Raw genomic sequence first — 16340 nt, 5'->3', positions numbered from 1 at the left:
CAGGACCAGGGGCACCGGAGCCGCGGGCGCCGACCGGCGCCCGTCCGCTCCCGCTCCGGCCTCTCGGGCCACCACCGCATCGGAAGGCGACAACGCCAGAACGCGAAAGGCTGCTGATGAAAACCGCCGAACACGGCGCCGGCCCCGGACTCACCTGGACGCTGCGCGGCAAGCGCCCCGAGGACGTGCTGATCACCGCCGACGGCGAGCTGCCCGCGCTCGACCGGAGCTGGGACGACGCGCGCGGCGCCGGGGTGCGGGTGTGCGTGGTGGACTCGGGTGTCGAGGACGGCCATCCGCTGATCGGCCCGGTCGACGGCGCGTGGACGGTGCGCAAGGACGAGACGGGCACCAGCGTGGTCGAGACGACGGCGACCGACACCTGCGGGCACGGCACGGCCTGCGCGGGCATCATCCGCAGGACCGCGCCGGATTGCGAGCTGTACAGCGTGCAGGTGCTCGGCAAGGGGTTCGGCGGGACCGGCGACGTCCTGCTCGCGGGACTGCGCTGGGCGATCCGGCAGGGCTTCGACGTGATCAATCTCAGCCTGTCCACGACGAGGCCGCAGTTCGCCGAGGAGTTGCGGGTCCTCGCCGACGAGGCGTACTTCCGGGGGACGGCGATCGTCGCCTCCGCGCACAACACTCCGGTGGAGAGCTACCCGTGGCGCTTCGCCTCGGTGATCTCGGTGGGCAGCCACCAGGAGGACGATCCCGATCTGCACCTGTACAACCCGAGCCCGCCGGTCGAGTTCTTCGCGCCGGGCCAGAACGTCCAGGTGGCCTGGCTCGGCGGGGCGACGATCAGGACGACGGGCAACAGCTTCGCCACGCCGTACATCGCCGGGCTCTGCGCCCGCATTCTGTCCCGGCACCGCCGGATGACGACCTTCCAGCTCAAGAACGCGCTCTACCTTTCCGCGGCCAACGTCCAACTGGGCATCAGGGGTGCTTCGTGACACAGAGCAACACAGCGACGGATCCTCTGTCGCAGGAGTTGATGCAGTCGGTGGTCGACACGGCACGGGCCATCTTCGGCGCCCAGGCCAGTTCGGTGTTCCTGCTGGACGAGTCGAGCCACGAGCTGGTCTTCCAGGCCGTCTCGGGCCAGGGCGAGAGCTTCCTGGTGGGGCGGCGTTTCCCGGCCGAGAGCGGGATCGCGGGATGGGTGGTCTCCTCGGGTGAGCCGATGGTGGTGGACGACCTGTCGCACAGCGCGTCCTTCGACCGGGACTTCGCGGAGTCCACGGAGTACGTGCCCGATTCGCTGATGGCCGCGCCGCTGACGCACGGTGACCGGGTGCTGGGGGTGCTGGAAGTCCTCGATCCCGTGCCGCAGTCCAGGTCGAGCCTGGACGAACTGGATCTGCTGGCGCTCTTCGCCCGGCACGCGGCGGCGGCGCTGCGGGTGGTCGTGGACCGCGCGCGGCCCGCCGACAGCGGCTCGCTCGGCGGTGACGGGCGCGCGGCGGCGCTGCGGATGGCCGAGGATCTGCGGCGGCTGCTGGAGACCTCCGCCTGAGCCGGGGAGCTCTCCGCTCAGCCCGTGGGCGCCGCCCCGGACCCGCACCGACCTGCGACGCGCCGGAAGGGAGGGGCGGGAGATCTCAGGGTGTTCACAGGTGCGAGTCGTCCCCTGAACAGGTGACAATGAGTAGGGTGTGTTCCTCCGGCCCCGGATCATCTGCCTAGCCTGAGCCGGGGAGAGGGAGGTGGCCGTGACACGACGAATATCCTTCGGCCGCCGCCTCCCGACGCCCCACCCCGACCTCTCGCCGCAGGTGTCGGTCGCCGGGCGGACACCGCCGGTGCTCACCGCGCTGCCGTACGTGTTCATGGCCGTGGTCGCCGTGGTGGACGTGAGCGTCGGGACCAGTGTCGGCCTGCTGCCGCTGGTCTCGCTCGGCCCCGCCTTCTCCGGTCTGGTCGGCGGCTGGCGGCGGACCGCCCTGGTCGGGGCCCTGGCCGTCGCGCTCGTGTGCGCCCTGGGCGTCTACGACGGCCTGTTCGAGGAGCGGCGCGGTTTCAGCGCCCTCGCCTCAGTGATCGGCGTGACGGTCGCCGGAGTGATCGCCGCCGTGATGCGCCAGCGCCGCGAGACCGAATTCGCCAACGTACGGTCGATCGCGGAGGTCGCCCAGCGCGTCCTGCTGCGCCCCGTACCGCGCAGCGCGGGCCATCTGCGCACGGCCGTGTCGTACACCTCCGCCGTCGCCGAGGCGCGCATAGGCGGCGATCTGTACGAGGTCGTCGCGTCGCCGGTCGGCGTGCGGGTGATCATCGGCGATGTGCAGGGCAAGGGCCTCGAAGCGGTGGAGACCGCCGCCGTGGTGCTCGGCGCCTTCCGTGAGGCCGCGCACGACGAACGGGACCTGACGGGCGTCGGCGAGCGGGTGCAGCGGGCCGCCGACCGGGCGCTGAGCGGCGAGAAATTCGTCACCGCGATCATCGCCGAGATCAGCGAGGAGCGCGGAGCGACCCTCCTCAACTTCGGCCATCCCGCGCCGATGGTGCTGCGCCAGGACGGCGGCGCGTGCTTCCCCGAGCCGCCGCAGTACGCGATGCCGCTGGGGCTCGGCGTGCACGGCGGTGACGCTCCCGAGCCGTTCGCCGTCCCCTTCGGACCCGGCGACCAGATGCTGCTCTACACCGACGGTGTCACCGAGGCCCGCGACCACACCGGCGCCTTCTATCCGCTGGGGCAGCGCGCGCACTTCCTCAAGGACCCGGATCCGGAAGCGGCGTTGGAGGCGCTGCGGACCGATCTGGTGCAGCACACGGAGGGGCCGCTGCACGACGACGCGGCGATGCTGCTGCTGCGCTTCCGCGACCCCGGCCCGGCGTTCGCCGCCTTCGACGGCGCCTGAAGGCCCGGACGGCACCGGCGCGGGTAAAGGGTTCGCAATGTGCGGATGCCTCGCCGTGCGGTCCGTGACGGGTTGTCCGCAATGAGCGACCGGCCCCACCCGAACACCCCTGCGAACACCGGTGTCGCGTCATAGAGTGTCGAGCCGTACACGCGGGCGGAGGCACGCACCGTTTGCCGATCGCGGTTGGAGGAGATCCCGGTGACGCTGCGCGCGTCCAGAGGCGGACCGGTCCCGCCGGACCACCCGGCCGTGTCCGCGGCGCACCTCCAGCGCGACGAGGCGGCGGCGCTCACGCTCTACCGGACCCTGCGCGACATGGGCGAGGGACGGATCGCGGAGGTCGCGGAGGCGGCCGGTCTGGACGCCGCGGAATCCGCGGGCGGCTGGCGGCGGCTGGACGAGCTGGGCCTGATCCGGATCGTGGGCGCGGTCGTCGAACCGGTCGACCCGGACGCGGCCATGGCGCACGCGATGGACACCTACAACGAGAACACCGCCAGGCAACTGCGGGACGCGCACTCGTTGCGCCGGGTCACCGAGTCCCTGATGACCGTCTTCCGCCCGGCCGTGGCCCGTGACTCGGCCGATGTCGCGGTGGAACGGCTCGGCGACCGCAAGCGCAGGACACGTACGGTGCGGGACCTCAACGCCGCCGTCCTGGACGCCTGCGACTCGATGCACCCCGGTCCGATGCCCCCGGCCGAGGCGCTGGAGGCGTCGCTCGACGAGGACGCGAAGCTGACCTCGCGCGGTATCCGGGTCCGGGTGATCTACCCCGAGTCGCTGCTGCGCTCCCCCAAGTACACGTGGTATCTGCACCGGTTGCTCGACATCGGCGTCGAGGTGCGGCTCCTGGAGCACTCCCCCTTCGACATCCTGCTCTTCGACCGGCACACCGCGTGCGTGCCCGGCGACCCCGAACGGCCGGGCGAGTCCATGCTGTTGATCCGCGGCTCCGCCCTCCTGAAGGGCTACACCGCGCTGTACGAGGATTACTGGCTGCGCGCCTCCCCCGTCGTCCTCGCCGCGCCGCCCGCGCCCGCCGAGGGCCCGGAGGTCAACGACCAGGAGCGCACGGTCATCCGGCTGATGGCGAGCGGGCTGAGCGACGACCAGATCGCCCGGAAGATGGGCGTGCACCGCCGCACGGTCCAGCGCGCGGTCGCCAAACTGATGGACCGCCTCAATGCCTCAAGCCGCTTCGAGGCGGGTCTCAAACTCGCCCGCGACCCGGCCCTGATGAAGGTCTACCCGCTGAACTGACCGGCCCGGGTCACCCGTTGACGGCCGTGACGTACCAGCGGGGGCGCCACCAGGCCCAGGTGGTGCCCCCGCCGACTGCCTTCGGCGGCCTCCACACCAGGTGGAGTGCCGCCTCCGGCAGCCCCGGCCCGCGGACATTCGGGGGATCCACGGGCCGGAAGTCGTGTCGCCGCGGCGGTCCGGCCGTCGCCTGCGGCGGGTGGCGCGCACGCGGGACCTCCGCGTGATGGTGATCGGCCTGCCGACAACTCCCTCGCTACGCCTGAACGTTCACGAGCCCTCCCGGAGCCGACGGCATGCCGTTCCCCCCGAGGCCGCGCACCGGCCGAAGTCACCTTCGGCGCCGTACCCGACCACACCTCGATCTTTGCCCACCCGACAACCGCTGGCTACGAACCCCCGAGTACGTAATGCCCGGTGAACGGCTTCGCGCAGGCCACCTGAGGTGTCCAAAAGGAGACAGCGACCCAACTGGACAATGGTGGCGGCGGCGTAGCGAGCGCGCTTGCCGACTGCCACTGGTCGGTACGTCGTCGCAGGTCAACGACGTTGCCACGGACGGCGACCGACCACTGACGCAGGGCGGGATTCGACCGCTGAGGACGGGTTTGCGCAGGTGGTGGGGGCCGGTCAAGTCGGTTGACACCCCATGCGTCCAGCGAACACGATCGACTGGTAAGCGCATTCTGCGGCTGGGCACGCCACTGGTCAGTCCGGGCGCGGGCCGAGCATCCGGGGGGAACGGTCATGACGCGCGGCTCGAACAGCACCACCCCGCTCATCCGCGGGTTTCTGCGGCAGGCCCGCAAGGATTACGCGGGGCCGCCGGAGCCGGGCAGCGGGCACACGGGACACCGCCCCGCCGGGCTGAGCCAGCAGGCGGTGGCGCACCGGATGGACATCTCGCCGCGGCTGTACCAGGACTGGGAGGGCGGCGGCCGGCCGGTGCCGGTCCACCGGCTGGACAGCCTCGCGAGCACCCTCGGCCTCGACCCGTACCAGCGCGACGAGTTGTGGTTCATCGTGACCGGCGGCTTCGCGCCGACCGGCCCGGCCCAGCCGGACCCCGAGGCGATGAGCGGCTGGCGGCTGTACCTGCGCGCGCTCCAGGTGCCCGCGCTCGTTCTCGACAGCACGTGGCGGATCCACGAGGACAACGCGGCCTGGCGCGGCCTGTTCGAGCCCGAGGGCCAGCGGCCGCCGGCGAATCTGCTGCGCTTCATCCTCTTCTCGCCCTACGCGCGCCGCCTGTGCGGGGATTGGCAGGCGAGTTGGGCGGTGCCGTACCTGCGGCAGCTCAGGCTGGAGGCGGGGATCAGCGAAGAGCCGGAGCTGCGGCGTATCGTCGCGGAGCTGCAACTCGATCCGGAGCTGGGCGTGTTGTGGCAGACGGTCGGCCGGGGCGGACGGATGGCGCTGCACAACGACGGTCAGGTCCGGCTGCTGATCCCGCCGGGCGGCCGTGCCCCGTACCGCGTACGCACCCTGGTCTCCTCCCCCGCCCACAACCCCCGCGTGCGGATGGTGACCTTGCTGCCGACACCCGTCGAGGCGACCGTGATCGCCCACGAACCGCTGGTGTCGCTGCCGCCGACCGCCGCGTGACATCGGTGAGGAGAGCGGCGCGAGCGGCGGGAACGGCGGGAACGGTGGCATCGGCGGGAGCACGGCCGCGGGCCCGGAGCGCATCTTCCGTACCCGCGGCCGAACGCCTCGCGACGCCTTACGGCTGTCGCGGTCCTCGCGGCTGACGCGGTGGTCGCGCTGTTGACGCCGTGAGCGCCGTGAGCGGCTTGCGCGCTGTTCGCGCTGTTCGCCGCGTCAGCGGATCGTGACCTTGACGACGTTGGAGATCCCGCCACCGCCGACGATGCGCAGGTTGTTGAGGCCCTTGATGCCCAGCTTGACCCGCAGGTTGTACGTGGCGTCGTGGTTGGTGTTCATCGACGCGGGCAGCGAGACCCAGCGCTTGCCCTGCATCTGCTGGAGCGTCACCCGCGTGCCGACCTTGATGTTCTTGGTCGCGCCGTAGATCCGGAACTGCTGCCATGCGTTGATCGCGCTGACCGTCGCCTTGGCGGTGATGGCGGGTCGGGCGACGGCGGGCGCCATGGCGACGCTGTCCGCCGCGACGGCCTGGGCCACGGGGGCGGTCAACAGCGTGAGGGCGGTGAGACCGGTGGCACAGGCTCGCGAGAAGCGAAGCATGAAGGCTCCTACGGGGTGAAATCTGACATTTCGTCACATCGTAGGAGCCTGTCGCCACTTCACCGGAGAGTGACGCGCCGGGGCGGGCACGGGATTCCGGTCAGGAACCGCCGGGCTCCGGACCCGCGTCCGCAGCCGTGCCGGTGCCAGTGCCAGTACGTGCGTCCGTGCCCGCCCCCGGACCCGCGCCCGCATCCAGACGGTCTCCTCACCGCGCTTCAGAGCGTGTCCTCACCGCGCTCCAGCAGCGTGGCCGCGGAGCCGACGATGCGCGGGTCGGGCGTACCGACCACCTCGTCGTCCCTGTCCGCGTAGTCGAATCGGGCGAGGACGCTGCGCATGGCCTCGACGCGCGCCCGCTTCTTGTCGTTGCTCTTGACCACCGTCCATGGCGCGTAGGCGGTGTCCGTCTCACGGAACATCGCCACCTTGGCGGCGGTGTAGTCGTCCCAGCGGTCGAGTGAGGCGAGGTCCATCGGGCTGAGCTTCCACTGCCGCACCGGGTCGACCTGCCGGATGGTGAACCGGGTGCGCTGCTCGTCGCGCGAGACCGAGAACCAGAACTTCACCAGGTGGATGCCGTCGTCCACCAGCATCCGTTCGAAGGCCGGGGCCTGCCGCATGAAGCGGTGGTACTCGTCGTCCGAGCAGAAACCCATGACCCGCTCGACGCCCGCCCGGTTGTACCAGGAGCGGTCGAACATCACGATCTCGCCCGCGGTCGGCAGGTGGGCGACGTACCGCTGGAAGTACCACTGCCCGCTCTCGCGCTCGGTCGGCTTCTCCAGGGCTATCACCCGTGCGCCGCGCGGGTTCAGGTGCTCGATGAACCGTTTGATGGTGCCGCCCTTGCCCGCGGCGTCCCGGCCCTCGAAGACGATGACCAGCCGCTGGCCGGTCTCCTTCACCCAGCTCTGGAGTTTCAGCAGTTCGATCTGCTGGAGCCGCTTGTGCAGTTCGTACTCGGGCCGCTCCATCCGCGTGTCGTACGGGTAGTTCTCCCGCCAGGTGTCGACGACGCTGCCGTCCGCCCTGACCAGGACCGGGTCGTCCTGGTCGGTGTAGTCGACATGCATGCCCGCAAGGAGTGCGGAGCCGTCGGTGCCTGCGCTCATCGCTCGCCCGCCCTTCGCCGGTGGAACCGTCAGTGGACCCGGTGGTCCTCAGCCACCGCGGGTGGCCTCAGTGGAACTGCGGAATGATCAGATACAGCCCGTAGAGCACCGCGCACGCGCACGCCAGGAAACACGCCCCGGCGCCCGCGAACTGTCCCGTGCCGCTGCCGCCCGACGCCCGTACGGTGTCGCGGGCGGAGAGCGCGAGCACCCCGACCGCGAAGACCACGACCACGCCGACGGTGACGCCGAAGCTCACCGCGGCCACCTCGCCCAGCGCGTTCCAGTCCACACTCATACTGCTGTTCCCCTTTTCCCCGATGATGCCGGTGATTCCGGTGGTGTCGCCGCTCAGACGCCCGCGCCGGCGGGCGCGGCGGGACGGACGGAGGTGGTGTGGCCGTGGTTCACATTGTCGGCGTGGACCGGGTTGCGGCGCGAGAGGACGACGATGCCGCCCGCCACCGCGACGGCGATCAGCGCGATCACCACGACGCCCGGCGTACCGCCGTGCACGACGACGCTCGCGGCCACCGCGCCGACCGCCGCGGCCGAGGGCAGCGTCACCAGCCAGGCGAGCGCCATCCGGCCCGCGGTGCCCCAGCGGACCTCGGCGAGCCTGCGTCCCATGCCCGCGCCGAGGATGCCGCCGGAGCAGACCTGCGTGGTGGACAGGGCGAAGCCCAGATTCGCGGAGGACAGGATGACCGCGGTGGACGCCGACTCCGCGGCGAAGCCCTGCGGCGACTCGATGTCGACCAGGCCCTTGCCCATGGTGCGGATGATCCGCCAGCCGCCCAGGTACGTGCCGAGCGCGATGGCCAGGCCGGCGGCGAGGATCACCCAGACGGGCGGACCGGCGTCGTGGCCGAGCGCTCCGCAGGAGATCAGCGCGAGGGTGATGACGCCCATCGTCTTCTGCGCGTCGTTGGTGCCGTGCGCCAGCGAGACCAGCGAGGCGGAGGCGATCTGGCCGATCCTGAAGCCCTTGGAGACGGTGTCCTTACGGGCCCGGCCGGTGAGCCGGTAGGCGAGGTACGTCGCGGCGAGCGCCGCGAGCCCGGCCACGACAGGCGAGGCCACGGCGGGGATGAGGATCTTCTCGACGACCTTGCCGAAGTGGACGCCGTGCCGGCCCGCACCGACCCACACGGCGCCGATCAGGCCGCCGAAGAGCGCGTGCGAGGAACTGGACGGCAGTCCGAGCAGCCAGGTCATGAGATTCCACAGGATGGCGCCCACCAGGCCCGCGAAGATCATGCCGGGAGTCACCAGCGCGTCGTCGACGATGCCGCCGGAGATCGTCTTCGCGACTTCCGTCGACAGGAAGGCGCCCGCCAGGTTCAGCGCGCCGCTGAGCAGGACGGCGACCTTCGGCCGCAGCGCTCCCGTGGCGATGGACGTGGCCATCGCGTTGGCGGTGTCGTGGAAACCGTTGGTGAAGTCGAAGGCCAGGGCCGTGACGATGACCAGTGCCACAAGGAATGTGATGTGGTCCATGTGCCCAGGGAAGCAGCCCCCGGCGTACGCACGGGGAAGGGCGGGTGAAGGACCGGAGTGAAGGAGTGGGCGGACCCGCGCCGGGCGGTGCTTGACTGGTCCCGCGCGGGGCGGTAGGGAGATCCCGTCACCGCGCGGACGGTGCGAATGGGGGGAACCATGAAGCCGCTCGAAGCGGGTGATCCCACTTCCGTGGGCGAAGGCAGATACCGGTTGGCCGGCCGGCTCGGCCAAGGCGGTATGGGTGTGGTGTACTTCGGCCGGTCGCGGTCCGGCCGGGCGGTGGCGGTCAAGGTCGTACGCCCCGAGTTGAGCACCGAGCCGGGATTCCGGCGCCGCTTCGCCGACGAGGTGGCGGCGGCGCGCCGGGTCGGCGGCTTCCACACCGCGCCCGTGGTGGACGCCGATCCGCACGGCGAACCGGCCTGGCTGGTCACGGCGTTCGTGCCGGGGCCCACGCTGGCGGACGTGCTCGCCGATGTCGGCGCGCTGCCGACGGACACCCTCACGGTGCTGGCGGCCGGGCTGGCGGAGGCGCTGGAGGCGATCCACCGGGCGGGGGTGATCCACCGCGACTTCAAGCCCGCGAACATCATCGTGGCCGAGGACGGCCCGCGCGTCATCGACTTCGGCATCGCCCGCGCCCTCGACGGCACGGCGCTGACCCAGACCGGGCTCCAGATCGGCACCCCCGGCTTTCTCGCGCCCGAGCAGCTGACCGGCGGTCAGGTCACCGCGGCGGTCGACATGTTCGCGCTGGGCGTGGTGCTCAGCCAGGCGGCGGGAGGCGCGCCTTTCGGTGACGGTCCGTCAGCGGCCCGGCACTACCGGGTCGTTCACGAGTCGCCGGACCTCAGGGCGGTACCTGACGAACTTCGCGCGCTGGTGGCCGCGTGTCTGTCGAAGGAGGCCGCCGCGCGGCCCAGCCCTTCGGAGTTCCTGAGCAGGCTGACGGTACGTCACCCGGAGGACGGCGACTGGCTGCCCGCCGAGGCGACGGCGCTGCTGACGCAGGTGGTGCCGCAGGCCGTACCGCCCGAGGTCTCGACGCCCCCGCTCCCGCCCCCGCCCCACGCCGCCGGGCCCGCCGCCGCGTCCGCGCCGACCGCCTCCTACGCGGGGCCCCCGGCGGGGAGTTCGCCGTCGCCGCTCGCGTCCCCGTACGGTCCGGGGCAGGGATACGGCGGCCCGCCGACACCCGCGCCCACCCCGACGCCCGGTTTCGGTCCGCCGTCGGGGCCGCCGCGCGACCGGCGCAAGGGGACCGCGGCCGTGGGTCTTGTCGTGGTGGCCGCCGCCGTCGCGGGGGCGCTGGTCTGGCATCCGTGGACGTCCGGCTCCGCGAAGGACGACAACGCGGGCGCTCCCTCGGGCGGGCACACCACGACCGCCTCGTCGGCGCCGCCGACCCCGGCGCCGTTCCCCGATGTGCCGCTGCTGGTCCGGGTGGACACCGCCCCCGGCTGGCCCGCCACCTGCCACTCCTACATCGCGCTGCGCGACAGCACGACCGACCGCCTCAAGCGGCTCGCGTCAGGCAGCCCGTGCGACTTCCTCCCCAAGTGGTCGCCCGACCGCAAGACCGTCGCCTTCACCCGCAGGACCGCCCAGGACACCTCGGTGTGGACGGTCGGCGCCGACGGCACCGGCGCCAAGCGAATCGCCGAGACCTCGGGCGGCCGGGTCTCCTGGTCTCCCGACGGCGGCAAACTGGCCGTGCTGCGCAAGACCGGCGGCGTCCAGCAGCTCTACGTCGTGGACGTCGCGGACGGCTCCGCCCAGCAGATGACCACCGGCAGCACCCGTATCGAGGACCCTTCCTGGTCACCGGACGGCACCCGTATCGCGATCTGCGTCGAGAAGGGGACGGGCAACTGGCAGATCAACATGGTCGATCCGACGACGGCGGGAGCCGCCCCGCAGCGGATCACCGACTTGCCCCGGCCCGCCCTCGACCCGGTCTGGTCCCCCGACGGCAAGGTCTTCGCCTACACCTCGGGCGACTACGGCAAGGGCACGCAGGGCGACATCCGCCTCGTCGGCACCGACGGCACCGGCGACCGGCCGCTGGCCGCCACCCCGGCCCACGAGATGGACCCCGACTGGTCTCCCGACGGCACGTGGGTGGCCTTCGTCCGCGGCCCGCTCGCCACTCCCGAGATCTGGGCGGTCCGCGCCGACGGCACCGGCGAACGGCGGCTCAGCACCGACGCGGCCACGGAAGGGCACCCCGCCTGGGCGGTCAAGGGCGGCGGCTGAGCCCGGGGTCGGGCGACCGGTCCGACCGATACGGCGACGAGCACGGTCGCCACCGCCGTACGCGACGCCCCGGCGGTGCCCTGATTCGGCATCCCCCTGCCCCGGCATGTCCACCGCGCGGCGGACCTCGCCGCGCGCCGCCACAAGCAGCGCGAAAAGCGTGAGAGTTGACTCTCATACATTGTGAGAGGACACTCTCACGCTATGGAACCGGGTAACCGTTTGGGAGACATCGAGATCACCGACCCCAAGGCGATGCGCGCGCTCGCGCATCCGGTGCGGTTGGCGATCCTGGAGCACCTGCAACGCAACGGGCCCGCGACGGCCACCGTGCTCGCACCCCGCGTCGGGGCAACCCCTTCGGTGACGAGCTGGCATCTGCGGCATCTCGCGGGCTTCGGGCTCGTCCGGGACGCGGACCCCGATCCCGACGCCGGGGGCGACGGGCGACGGGACCGGCGTGAGCGGCGGTGGCAGGCGGTCGCGCGCGGCTTCCGCTTCGAGGTGCCGGAGGACGACGGGGACGAGGAGGGCCGCTCGGCGGCGCGGCTGCTCTCGCGTGAGATGTTCCTGCGCTCCGCCGATCTGCCGGCCCGCTGGGCGGCCACCGTGGAGCCCGGCCTCGATCCCGCGTGGCGGCGGCTCTCGGGGCTCGCCAACACGCGCGTCGTGGTGACGCCCGAGGAGGCCGCCGCCATCGAGGACGGGATCGAGCGCGTGCTCGCGCCCTATGTGACGCGGGACGCGGCGGACCGCCCGGCCGCCGCCCGCTCCGTACGCCTGCTGCGCTACACGCTCCCTGAAGGTGAACCTCAAGGTGAGGGTGAAGTTCCGGCTGAGGTTGAGGCACAGGGCCGCGCACCGGGCCCGGACTCGGGCGCGGACTCGGACTCGGACTCGGACTCGTATACGGATACCGGTACGCGTACGGCCGCGCGTAAGTGCGACGACGGCGGCGGCACCCGGTGACCGCCGCAGCGACGCGGCCGCCCCCGATATCCGTGGCACGCGACCGCCGCTTCGTCCGCTTCTGGGCCGGCCAGAGCGTCTCGCAGTTCGGCGACCGGATCAGCGAACTGGCCCTGCCGCTGATCGCGGTGAGCGCGCTGCACGCCTCCGCCAACCAGGTGGCGTGGCTGACCGCGCTGATCTGGACACCGAATCTGCTGGCGATCGTCCTGGGCGCGTGGGTCGACCACCAGGCCCGCAAGCGCGGACTGATGGTGGCCGCGGATCTGATCCGCGCCGGGGTGCTGCTGTCGCTGCCCGTCGCGTACCTGGCGGGAGCGGTGACGCTCGGTCAGCTCTACGCGGTGGCGCTGCTGATCGGCGCCGCCGAGGTGCTGTTCAACACCTCCTATCCCCCGTTCTTCGCGCACCTCGTGCCGCGCTCGTCGTATGTGGACGCGAACAGCAAGCTCAGCGCGAGCCGGTCCGCGTCGTATGTCGCGGGTCCTGCCGTGGGCGGCGCGCTCGTGCAGGCGCTCACCGCGCCGGTGGCCGTCGTGGTCGACGCGCTGTCCTTCCTCGCCTCGGCCGTGCTGATCGGGCGGATCAGGATCGACGAGCCGCCGGTCGCCGCGGGCGGGCGGGACGCGCCGCTGCTGCGGCGGGCGAAGGAGGGGCTGGCGTTCGTCGTACGGCACCCGGTGCTGCGGGCCGGGCTCGGCACCTCGACCACCGTCAACTTCTTCACCTTCGTCTCCGGCAGCGGTCTGATGGTGCTCTTCGCCACCAGGAGCCTCGGTCTGTCGGCGGGCTTCATCGGCCTGGCCTTCGGCATCGGTTCCACGGGCGCGCTGCTCGGCGCGGTCCTGGCGCCGCGGATCTCGCGGTGGATCGGGATGGGGCGCAGCATCGCGATCGGCGCGGTGCTCTTCCCCGCGCCGATCGCGCTGGTGGCGGTCGCCGACGGGCCGCCGTGGGTCGGCGCCGTGGCGCTGACCGGCACCGAGTTCCTTTCCGGCCTCGGTGTCATGCTCTTCGACGTCAACCTCAACTCCCTTCAGGCGTCCGTGATCCCCGACGGGATGCGCAGCCGGGTCTCCGGCGCGTACGCCACGGTCAACTACGGCATCCGTCCGCTCGGCGCGGTCGTCGGCGGCGTGCTCGCGACCTTCCTCGGGCTGCGTACGACCCTGCTGGTCGCGGCGGTCGGCGGGGCGCTGTCCGTGCTGTGGCTGCTGCCGTCGCCGGTGCCCGGCATCCGTTCGATCGACCAGGACGAGCGCCCGGAGGACACCAGGAACGCCGAGAACACGGCAGGGACGGCAGACACGGCGGTCGGCGAGGAGGTGGCGGACACGGCAGCGGCCGACGGCGCGGTGGCCGCCGGCCGCCGGCGGGGCCGTCGAGACGAGCAGGATCAGGAGGTGGCGCCGTGACCGGGGGTCAGGGCGTGGCGCCGTACACCTGGACCTCGTAGAGCGAGTAGCCGTACGCCGTACCGCGCGCCGTGCCGTTGACGCGGACGTAGCGGCCGGTGCCGGTGAGGCCGGTCAGGTCCTCGGTGCCGCCCTTGCCCGCGGTGGTGGAGTAGACCGTGGTCCAGGCGGCGCCGTCCGGGGAGGTCTGGACGGTGTAGCTCTTGGCGTAGGCGGCCTCCCAGCTCAGCTTCACCCGGCTGATGTGCGCGCTCGTGCCCAGGTCGACCCGGATCCACTGCGGGTCGGAGCCTTCCTTGCTGGCCCAGCGGGTGGAGGTGAGGTCGCCGTCGACCGCCTTGCTCGCGGGGTAGGCGGTGGATTCGGTGGAGGAGGCGGTGGCGGACCTGCCCTGCGAGAGGAGGGTGTCACCGCCGCCCGGTGGCGGTCCCGTGCCGCCGGAGGGGGTGAAGTTCCACTGGCTCGCGGCGCCCGAGCAGCTTCCGGCGGTGAGCGTCGAGCCGCTCGCCCGGAAGCACTTCTGCCCGGTCTGGATGTCGGAGACGGTGAGATTCGGGTTGACCGACCACTGCTGGTTCGGGCCGCCGTCGCAGGCCCTGAGTGTGATCGACGAGCCGGACAGGGTCGCGCAGAGATTGTTGCTGATCAGGAAGGCGCCGTGGAAGGTGAACGCCTGCGCTGCGGAGCCGGTGCAGGCCGCCGTGTCCAGCTTGGTGCCGCTGGCCGAGCTGTTCCCCGGATTGTCCAGGCACTGCCCGGTGGAGACGTTCTTGTACTGGCCGACGGTGGTGGTCGGCCGGGCTCCGCCGTAACAGGCGCCGGTCTTGGTGTTGAAGACGGGCGTGGCGTCGTACGGCTCGTTGGACGGCGGGTCCACGACGACGGGTTCGAGCACCGGAGTGCTGTCGTCGTTGTAGTGGGTCAGCGCGTCCTCGCAGTCGATGGCGTCGAAGGCGTTGCCGCCCTGGCCGCCGAGCCAGAGGTCGAAGTGGTACAGATTCGGGCCGCCGTTGGGGCCGTGGCCGCTCCAGTCGGCGCCGCACTCCTCGCAGGAGTCCTCCATGACGAAGTACTTGCCGACCCTTGGCACCCAGATCCGCGTGCCCGCCGGTATCTCCTTGGTGGACGAGGCGAAGGTGATCGGGTCGGCGTAGGTCCCGGTGCCGCCGGCCGTGTCGTGCAGGCCGGGGTAGGAGATGTCGCCGCCGGGCGGGGTGTTGTCGTACCAGCCGTAGAAGGTGAGGAACGCCTGCCGGTCGGTGGCGGCCGCCGCCGCGGGGGACTTCGAGGCGGCCGAGGCGTACGGGGTCGCGCCGACGAGCGCGGCCATGACGGCCAGGACGAGGGCGCACAGGACGGCCGCGCCGCGCGGGGTACGCAGGCGGCTCATGCGGCCGGGCTCCAGTAGTCGCCCGCCATCACGATGTACACGAGCATCTTGATGGTCTCGCCGTAGTAGGCGTCCTCGAAGGGGTTGGAGGCGAGCTGCTTCCAGATCGCGTCGGTCCACGCCTGGTCGCCGGAGGCCATGGCGGCGGGACCGGCCGAGTCCCCGGCCTCCTCCGCCTCGGTGTCGCCCGAGACGTTGCCGTTGGCGCAGTTGAGCTTGATGTGCGGCTGGACCTTGGCCGGGTTGCCGCCGGACAGCGACTTCAGGCAGGCGGACTCCTTCTTCGCCGCGCCGTAGGCCACGGCGGCGGTCGAGGAGCCGTTGACCAGGGCGTCGGTGCCCAAGTGCCAGGGCACGCGCAGGGAGTTGTAGCCGACGATGTTGTCCGGCTGGTCCTCCTGGTAGTCGGCGGGGGCGGGCTTGGGGCTGGTGGTGTTGGCGTTGACGACGAAGTCGGAGAGCAGTCCGGCGGACGAGGAGTAGCCCGCGGTGAACTCGCTGATCACGGCCTCGGTGCGGGTGACGACCTTGTTCCAGTCGTGCGCGGTGTCGTAGGCGGCGAAGGCGCGCAGGTGGTCGAGCATCATGTCGGACGGCCGGGTGTCCGTGGTGGGGCCGTCGTCCTCGCACTTGAGGTGGCCGTCGGGCGCGACATCGTGGGCGTAGAAGGAGGCGAGCCACGCCTTGGCGTCCGCGGTGTAACCGCCCCACTGCTTGTCGGCGAGGATCAGGCCGTAGCCGATGTCGAGGTCGCCGTCGGTGGCCGAGTCCGGGGTGCCGCTGTCGGTGTACTTGCAGGTCTTGCCGTCGAGTTGCCACTGCATGAGACCGTCGGCGTCCTTGTGGTCCTTGACGAGCTGCCACAGGCCGTCGAACTCGGCCTTGGCGTCGCTGTCGTAACCGGCCATCAGGGGCACGATGTTCATGCCGTAGCCCTGGGCCTCGGAGACCGTGCCGTTGTGCGGGGCGTCGTCGTCGCCCTTGGTCGAGACGTAGTACTCGTTGGAGGCGCAGCCCTTGTTTAGGAAGGCGCTCTTCCAGGAGTCGTACGCCTTCTTCACCGCCGCGTCGCGGGTGGTCTGCGTCGCGGAGGGCAGCACGCCCACCTTGTACGTGGTGTGCGCGGGGAACGGGTGCGCCGGGGCGGTGGCGGCGTCGGCCGTTCCGCCGCCTGCGGTCGCCAGCAGGCCGAAGGACGCGCAGGCGGCGACCGTACAGGCCGCCAGCCTCCTCGTCCTCGTCTTCACGGGTCGTGGCATCTTCCAACTCCTCGTCGGTTGTGGGGTACGGCGCCGGGCACGGGAGCGCGCACCGGGCAGGAGAGGGTCGTCGCGATAGTTAGGAAAGGTTC

Annotated in this window: 14 protein-coding genes; 8 read left to right on the top strand and 6 right to left on the bottom strand. The window is 71.8% G+C overall.

The annotated features are described in order from the left end of the window. The first annotated feature begins 116 nt into the window (after positions 1-116). From ACIO6U_RS24435 to ACIO6U_RS24415, 5 genes are all read left to right on the top strand, one after another. The gene (locus ACIO6U_RS24435; RefSeq protein ID WP_355340814.1) at positions 117-959 is read left to right on the top strand and encodes a S8 family serine peptidase; all 843 of its coding nucleotides are present in this window, start codon (positions 117-119) and stop codon (positions 957-959) included. Between the two features lie 41 nt (positions 960-1000). Next, on the top strand, positions 1001-1522 hold the full coding sequence (locus ACIO6U_RS24430) for a GAF domain-containing protein (RefSeq protein WP_188285584.1): 522 nt from the start codon (positions 1001-1003) through the stop codon (positions 1520-1522). A gap of 313 nt (positions 1523-1835) precedes the next feature. Continuing rightward, a complete protein-coding gene (locus ACIO6U_RS24425) occupies positions 1836-2867 on the top strand; it encodes a PP2C family protein-serine/threonine phosphatase (RefSeq protein ID WP_355341317.1) in 1032 nt (343 codons plus the stop codon). A gap of 201 nt (positions 2868-3068) precedes the next feature. Continuing rightward, positions 3069-4133, top strand: coding sequence for a helix-turn-helix transcriptional regulator (locus tag ACIO6U_RS24420; protein WP_355340817.1), 1065 nt, complete (start codon positions 3069-3071; stop codon positions 4131-4133). A gap of 747 nt (positions 4134-4880) precedes the next feature. Next, positions 4881-5738, top strand: coding sequence for a helix-turn-helix domain-containing protein (locus ACIO6U_RS24415; RefSeq protein ID WP_401722168.1), 858 nt, complete (start codon positions 4881-4883; stop codon positions 5736-5738). A gap of 216 nt (positions 5739-5954) precedes the next feature. Here ACIO6U_RS24415 and ACIO6U_RS24410 read toward each other — a convergent pair whose 3' ends face one another. The 4 genes from ACIO6U_RS24410 to ACIO6U_RS24395 form a co-directional block, all read right to left on the bottom strand. Then, positions 5955-6341, bottom strand: a complete 387-nt coding sequence (locus ACIO6U_RS24410; protein ID WP_355340823.1) for a hypothetical protein — start codon at positions 6339-6341, stop codon at positions 5955-5957. Positions 6342-6559: 218 nt separating this feature from the next. Beyond that, positions 6560-7456 carry a polyphosphate kinase 2 gene (gene ppk2, locus ACIO6U_RS24405; protein WP_355340826.1) on the bottom strand — a complete coding sequence of 299 codons (897 nt, stop codon included), beginning with the start codon at positions 7454-7456 and terminating at the stop codon, positions 6560-6562. A gap of 67 nt (positions 7457-7523) precedes the next feature. After that, on the bottom strand, positions 7524-7754 hold the full coding sequence (locus ACIO6U_RS24400; RefSeq protein ID WP_355340829.1) for a hypothetical protein: 231 nt from the start codon (positions 7752-7754) through the stop codon (positions 7524-7526). Positions 7755-7807: 53 nt separating this feature from the next. Continuing rightward, positions 7808-8956: an anion permease gene (locus ACIO6U_RS24395; RefSeq protein WP_401722164.1), complete on the bottom strand. Its 1149-nt coding sequence runs from the start codon at positions 8954-8956 to the stop codon at positions 7808-7810. A 192-nt stretch (positions 8957-9148) separates the two neighbouring features. Here ACIO6U_RS24395 and ACIO6U_RS24390 point away from each other — a divergent pair, with 192 nt between their 5' ends. From ACIO6U_RS24390 to ACIO6U_RS24380, 3 genes are all read left to right on the top strand, one after another. Beyond that, positions 9149-11215 carry a protein kinase gene (locus tag ACIO6U_RS24390; protein ID WP_401722161.1) on the top strand — a complete coding sequence of 689 codons (2067 nt, stop codon included), beginning with the start codon at positions 9149-9151 and terminating at the stop codon, positions 11213-11215. Positions 11216-11437: 222 nt separating this feature from the next. Continuing rightward, on the top strand, positions 11438-12184 hold the full coding sequence (locus ACIO6U_RS24385) for an ArsR/SmtB family transcription factor (protein WP_401722158.1): 747 nt from the start codon (positions 11438-11440) through the stop codon (positions 12182-12184). 32 nt (positions 12185-12216) lie between these two features. Beyond that, a complete protein-coding gene (locus ACIO6U_RS24380; protein ID WP_401722155.1) occupies positions 12217-13599 on the top strand; it encodes an MFS transporter in 1383 nt (460 codons plus the stop codon). Positions 13600-13606: 7 nt separating this feature from the next. On the opposite strand, the gene ACIO6U_RS24375 is transcribed toward ACIO6U_RS24380, so the two are convergent. Together ACIO6U_RS24375 and ACIO6U_RS24370 are read right to left on the bottom strand one after the other, a co-directional pair. Next, complete coding sequence (locus tag ACIO6U_RS24375) at positions 13607-14989, bottom strand: discoidin domain-containing protein (protein WP_401722153.1); 1383 nt, start codon at positions 14987-14989, stop codon at positions 13607-13609. Then, on the bottom strand, positions 14986-16248 hold the full coding sequence (locus ACIO6U_RS24370; protein WP_401722150.1) for a glycosyl hydrolase family 8: 1263 nt from the start codon (positions 16246-16248) through the stop codon (positions 14986-14988). The genes ACIO6U_RS24375 and ACIO6U_RS24370 overlap by 4 nt, the downstream gene beginning before the upstream one ends. Between the last annotated feature and the right edge of the window lie 92 nt (positions 16249-16340).

The sequence above is a fragment of the Streptomyces sp. NPDC087422 genome, assembly GCF_044744145.1.
Classification (GTDB): domain Bacteria; phylum Actinomycetota; class Actinomycetes; order Streptomycetales; family Streptomycetaceae; genus Actinacidiphila.
The sequence above is the reverse complement of the archived record's forward strand: the minus strand, read 5'-3'. Positions and strand labels throughout refer to the sequence as shown.

Excerpts from the sequence above, each read along its gene's own strand:
- ACIO6U_RS24435 (WP_355340814.1), top strand. The coding sequence starts at position 117 with ATGAAAACCGCCGAACACGGCGCCGGCCCCGGACTCACCTGGACGCTG.
- ACIO6U_RS24430 (WP_188285584.1), top strand. The coding sequence starts at position 1,001 with ATGCAGTCGGTGGTCGACACGGCACGGGCCATCTTCGGCGCCCAGGCC.
- ACIO6U_RS24425 (WP_355341317.1), top strand. The coding sequence starts at position 1,836 with ATGGCCGTGGTCGCCGTGGTGGACGTGAGCGTCGGGACCAGTGTCGGC.
- ACIO6U_RS24415 (WP_401722168.1), top strand. The coding sequence starts at position 4,881 with ATGACGCGCGGCTCGAACAGCACCACCCCGCTCATCCGCGGGTTTCTG.
- ACIO6U_RS24410 (WP_355340823.1), bottom strand. The coding sequence starts at position 6,341 with ATGCTTCGCTTCTCGCGAGCCTGTGCCACCGGTCTCACCGCCCTCACG.
- ppk2 (WP_355340826.1), bottom strand. The coding sequence starts at position 7,456 with ATGAGCGCAGGCACCGACGGCTCCGCACTCCTTGCGGGCATGCATGTC.
- ACIO6U_RS24400 (WP_355340829.1), bottom strand. The coding sequence starts at position 7,754 with ATGAGTGTGGACTGGAACGCGCTGGGCGAGGTGGCCGCGGTGAGCTTC.
- ACIO6U_RS24395 (WP_401722164.1), bottom strand. The coding sequence starts at position 8,956 with ATGGACCACATCACATTCCTTGTGGCACTGGTCATCGTCACGGCCCTG.
- ACIO6U_RS24375 (WP_401722153.1), bottom strand. The coding sequence starts at position 14,989 with ATGAGCCGCCTGCGTACCCCGCGCGGCGCGGCCGTCCTGTGCGCCCTC.
- ACIO6U_RS24370 (WP_401722150.1), bottom strand. The coding sequence starts at position 16,248 with ATGCCACGACCCGTGAAGACGAGGACGAGGAGGCTGGCGGCCTGTACG.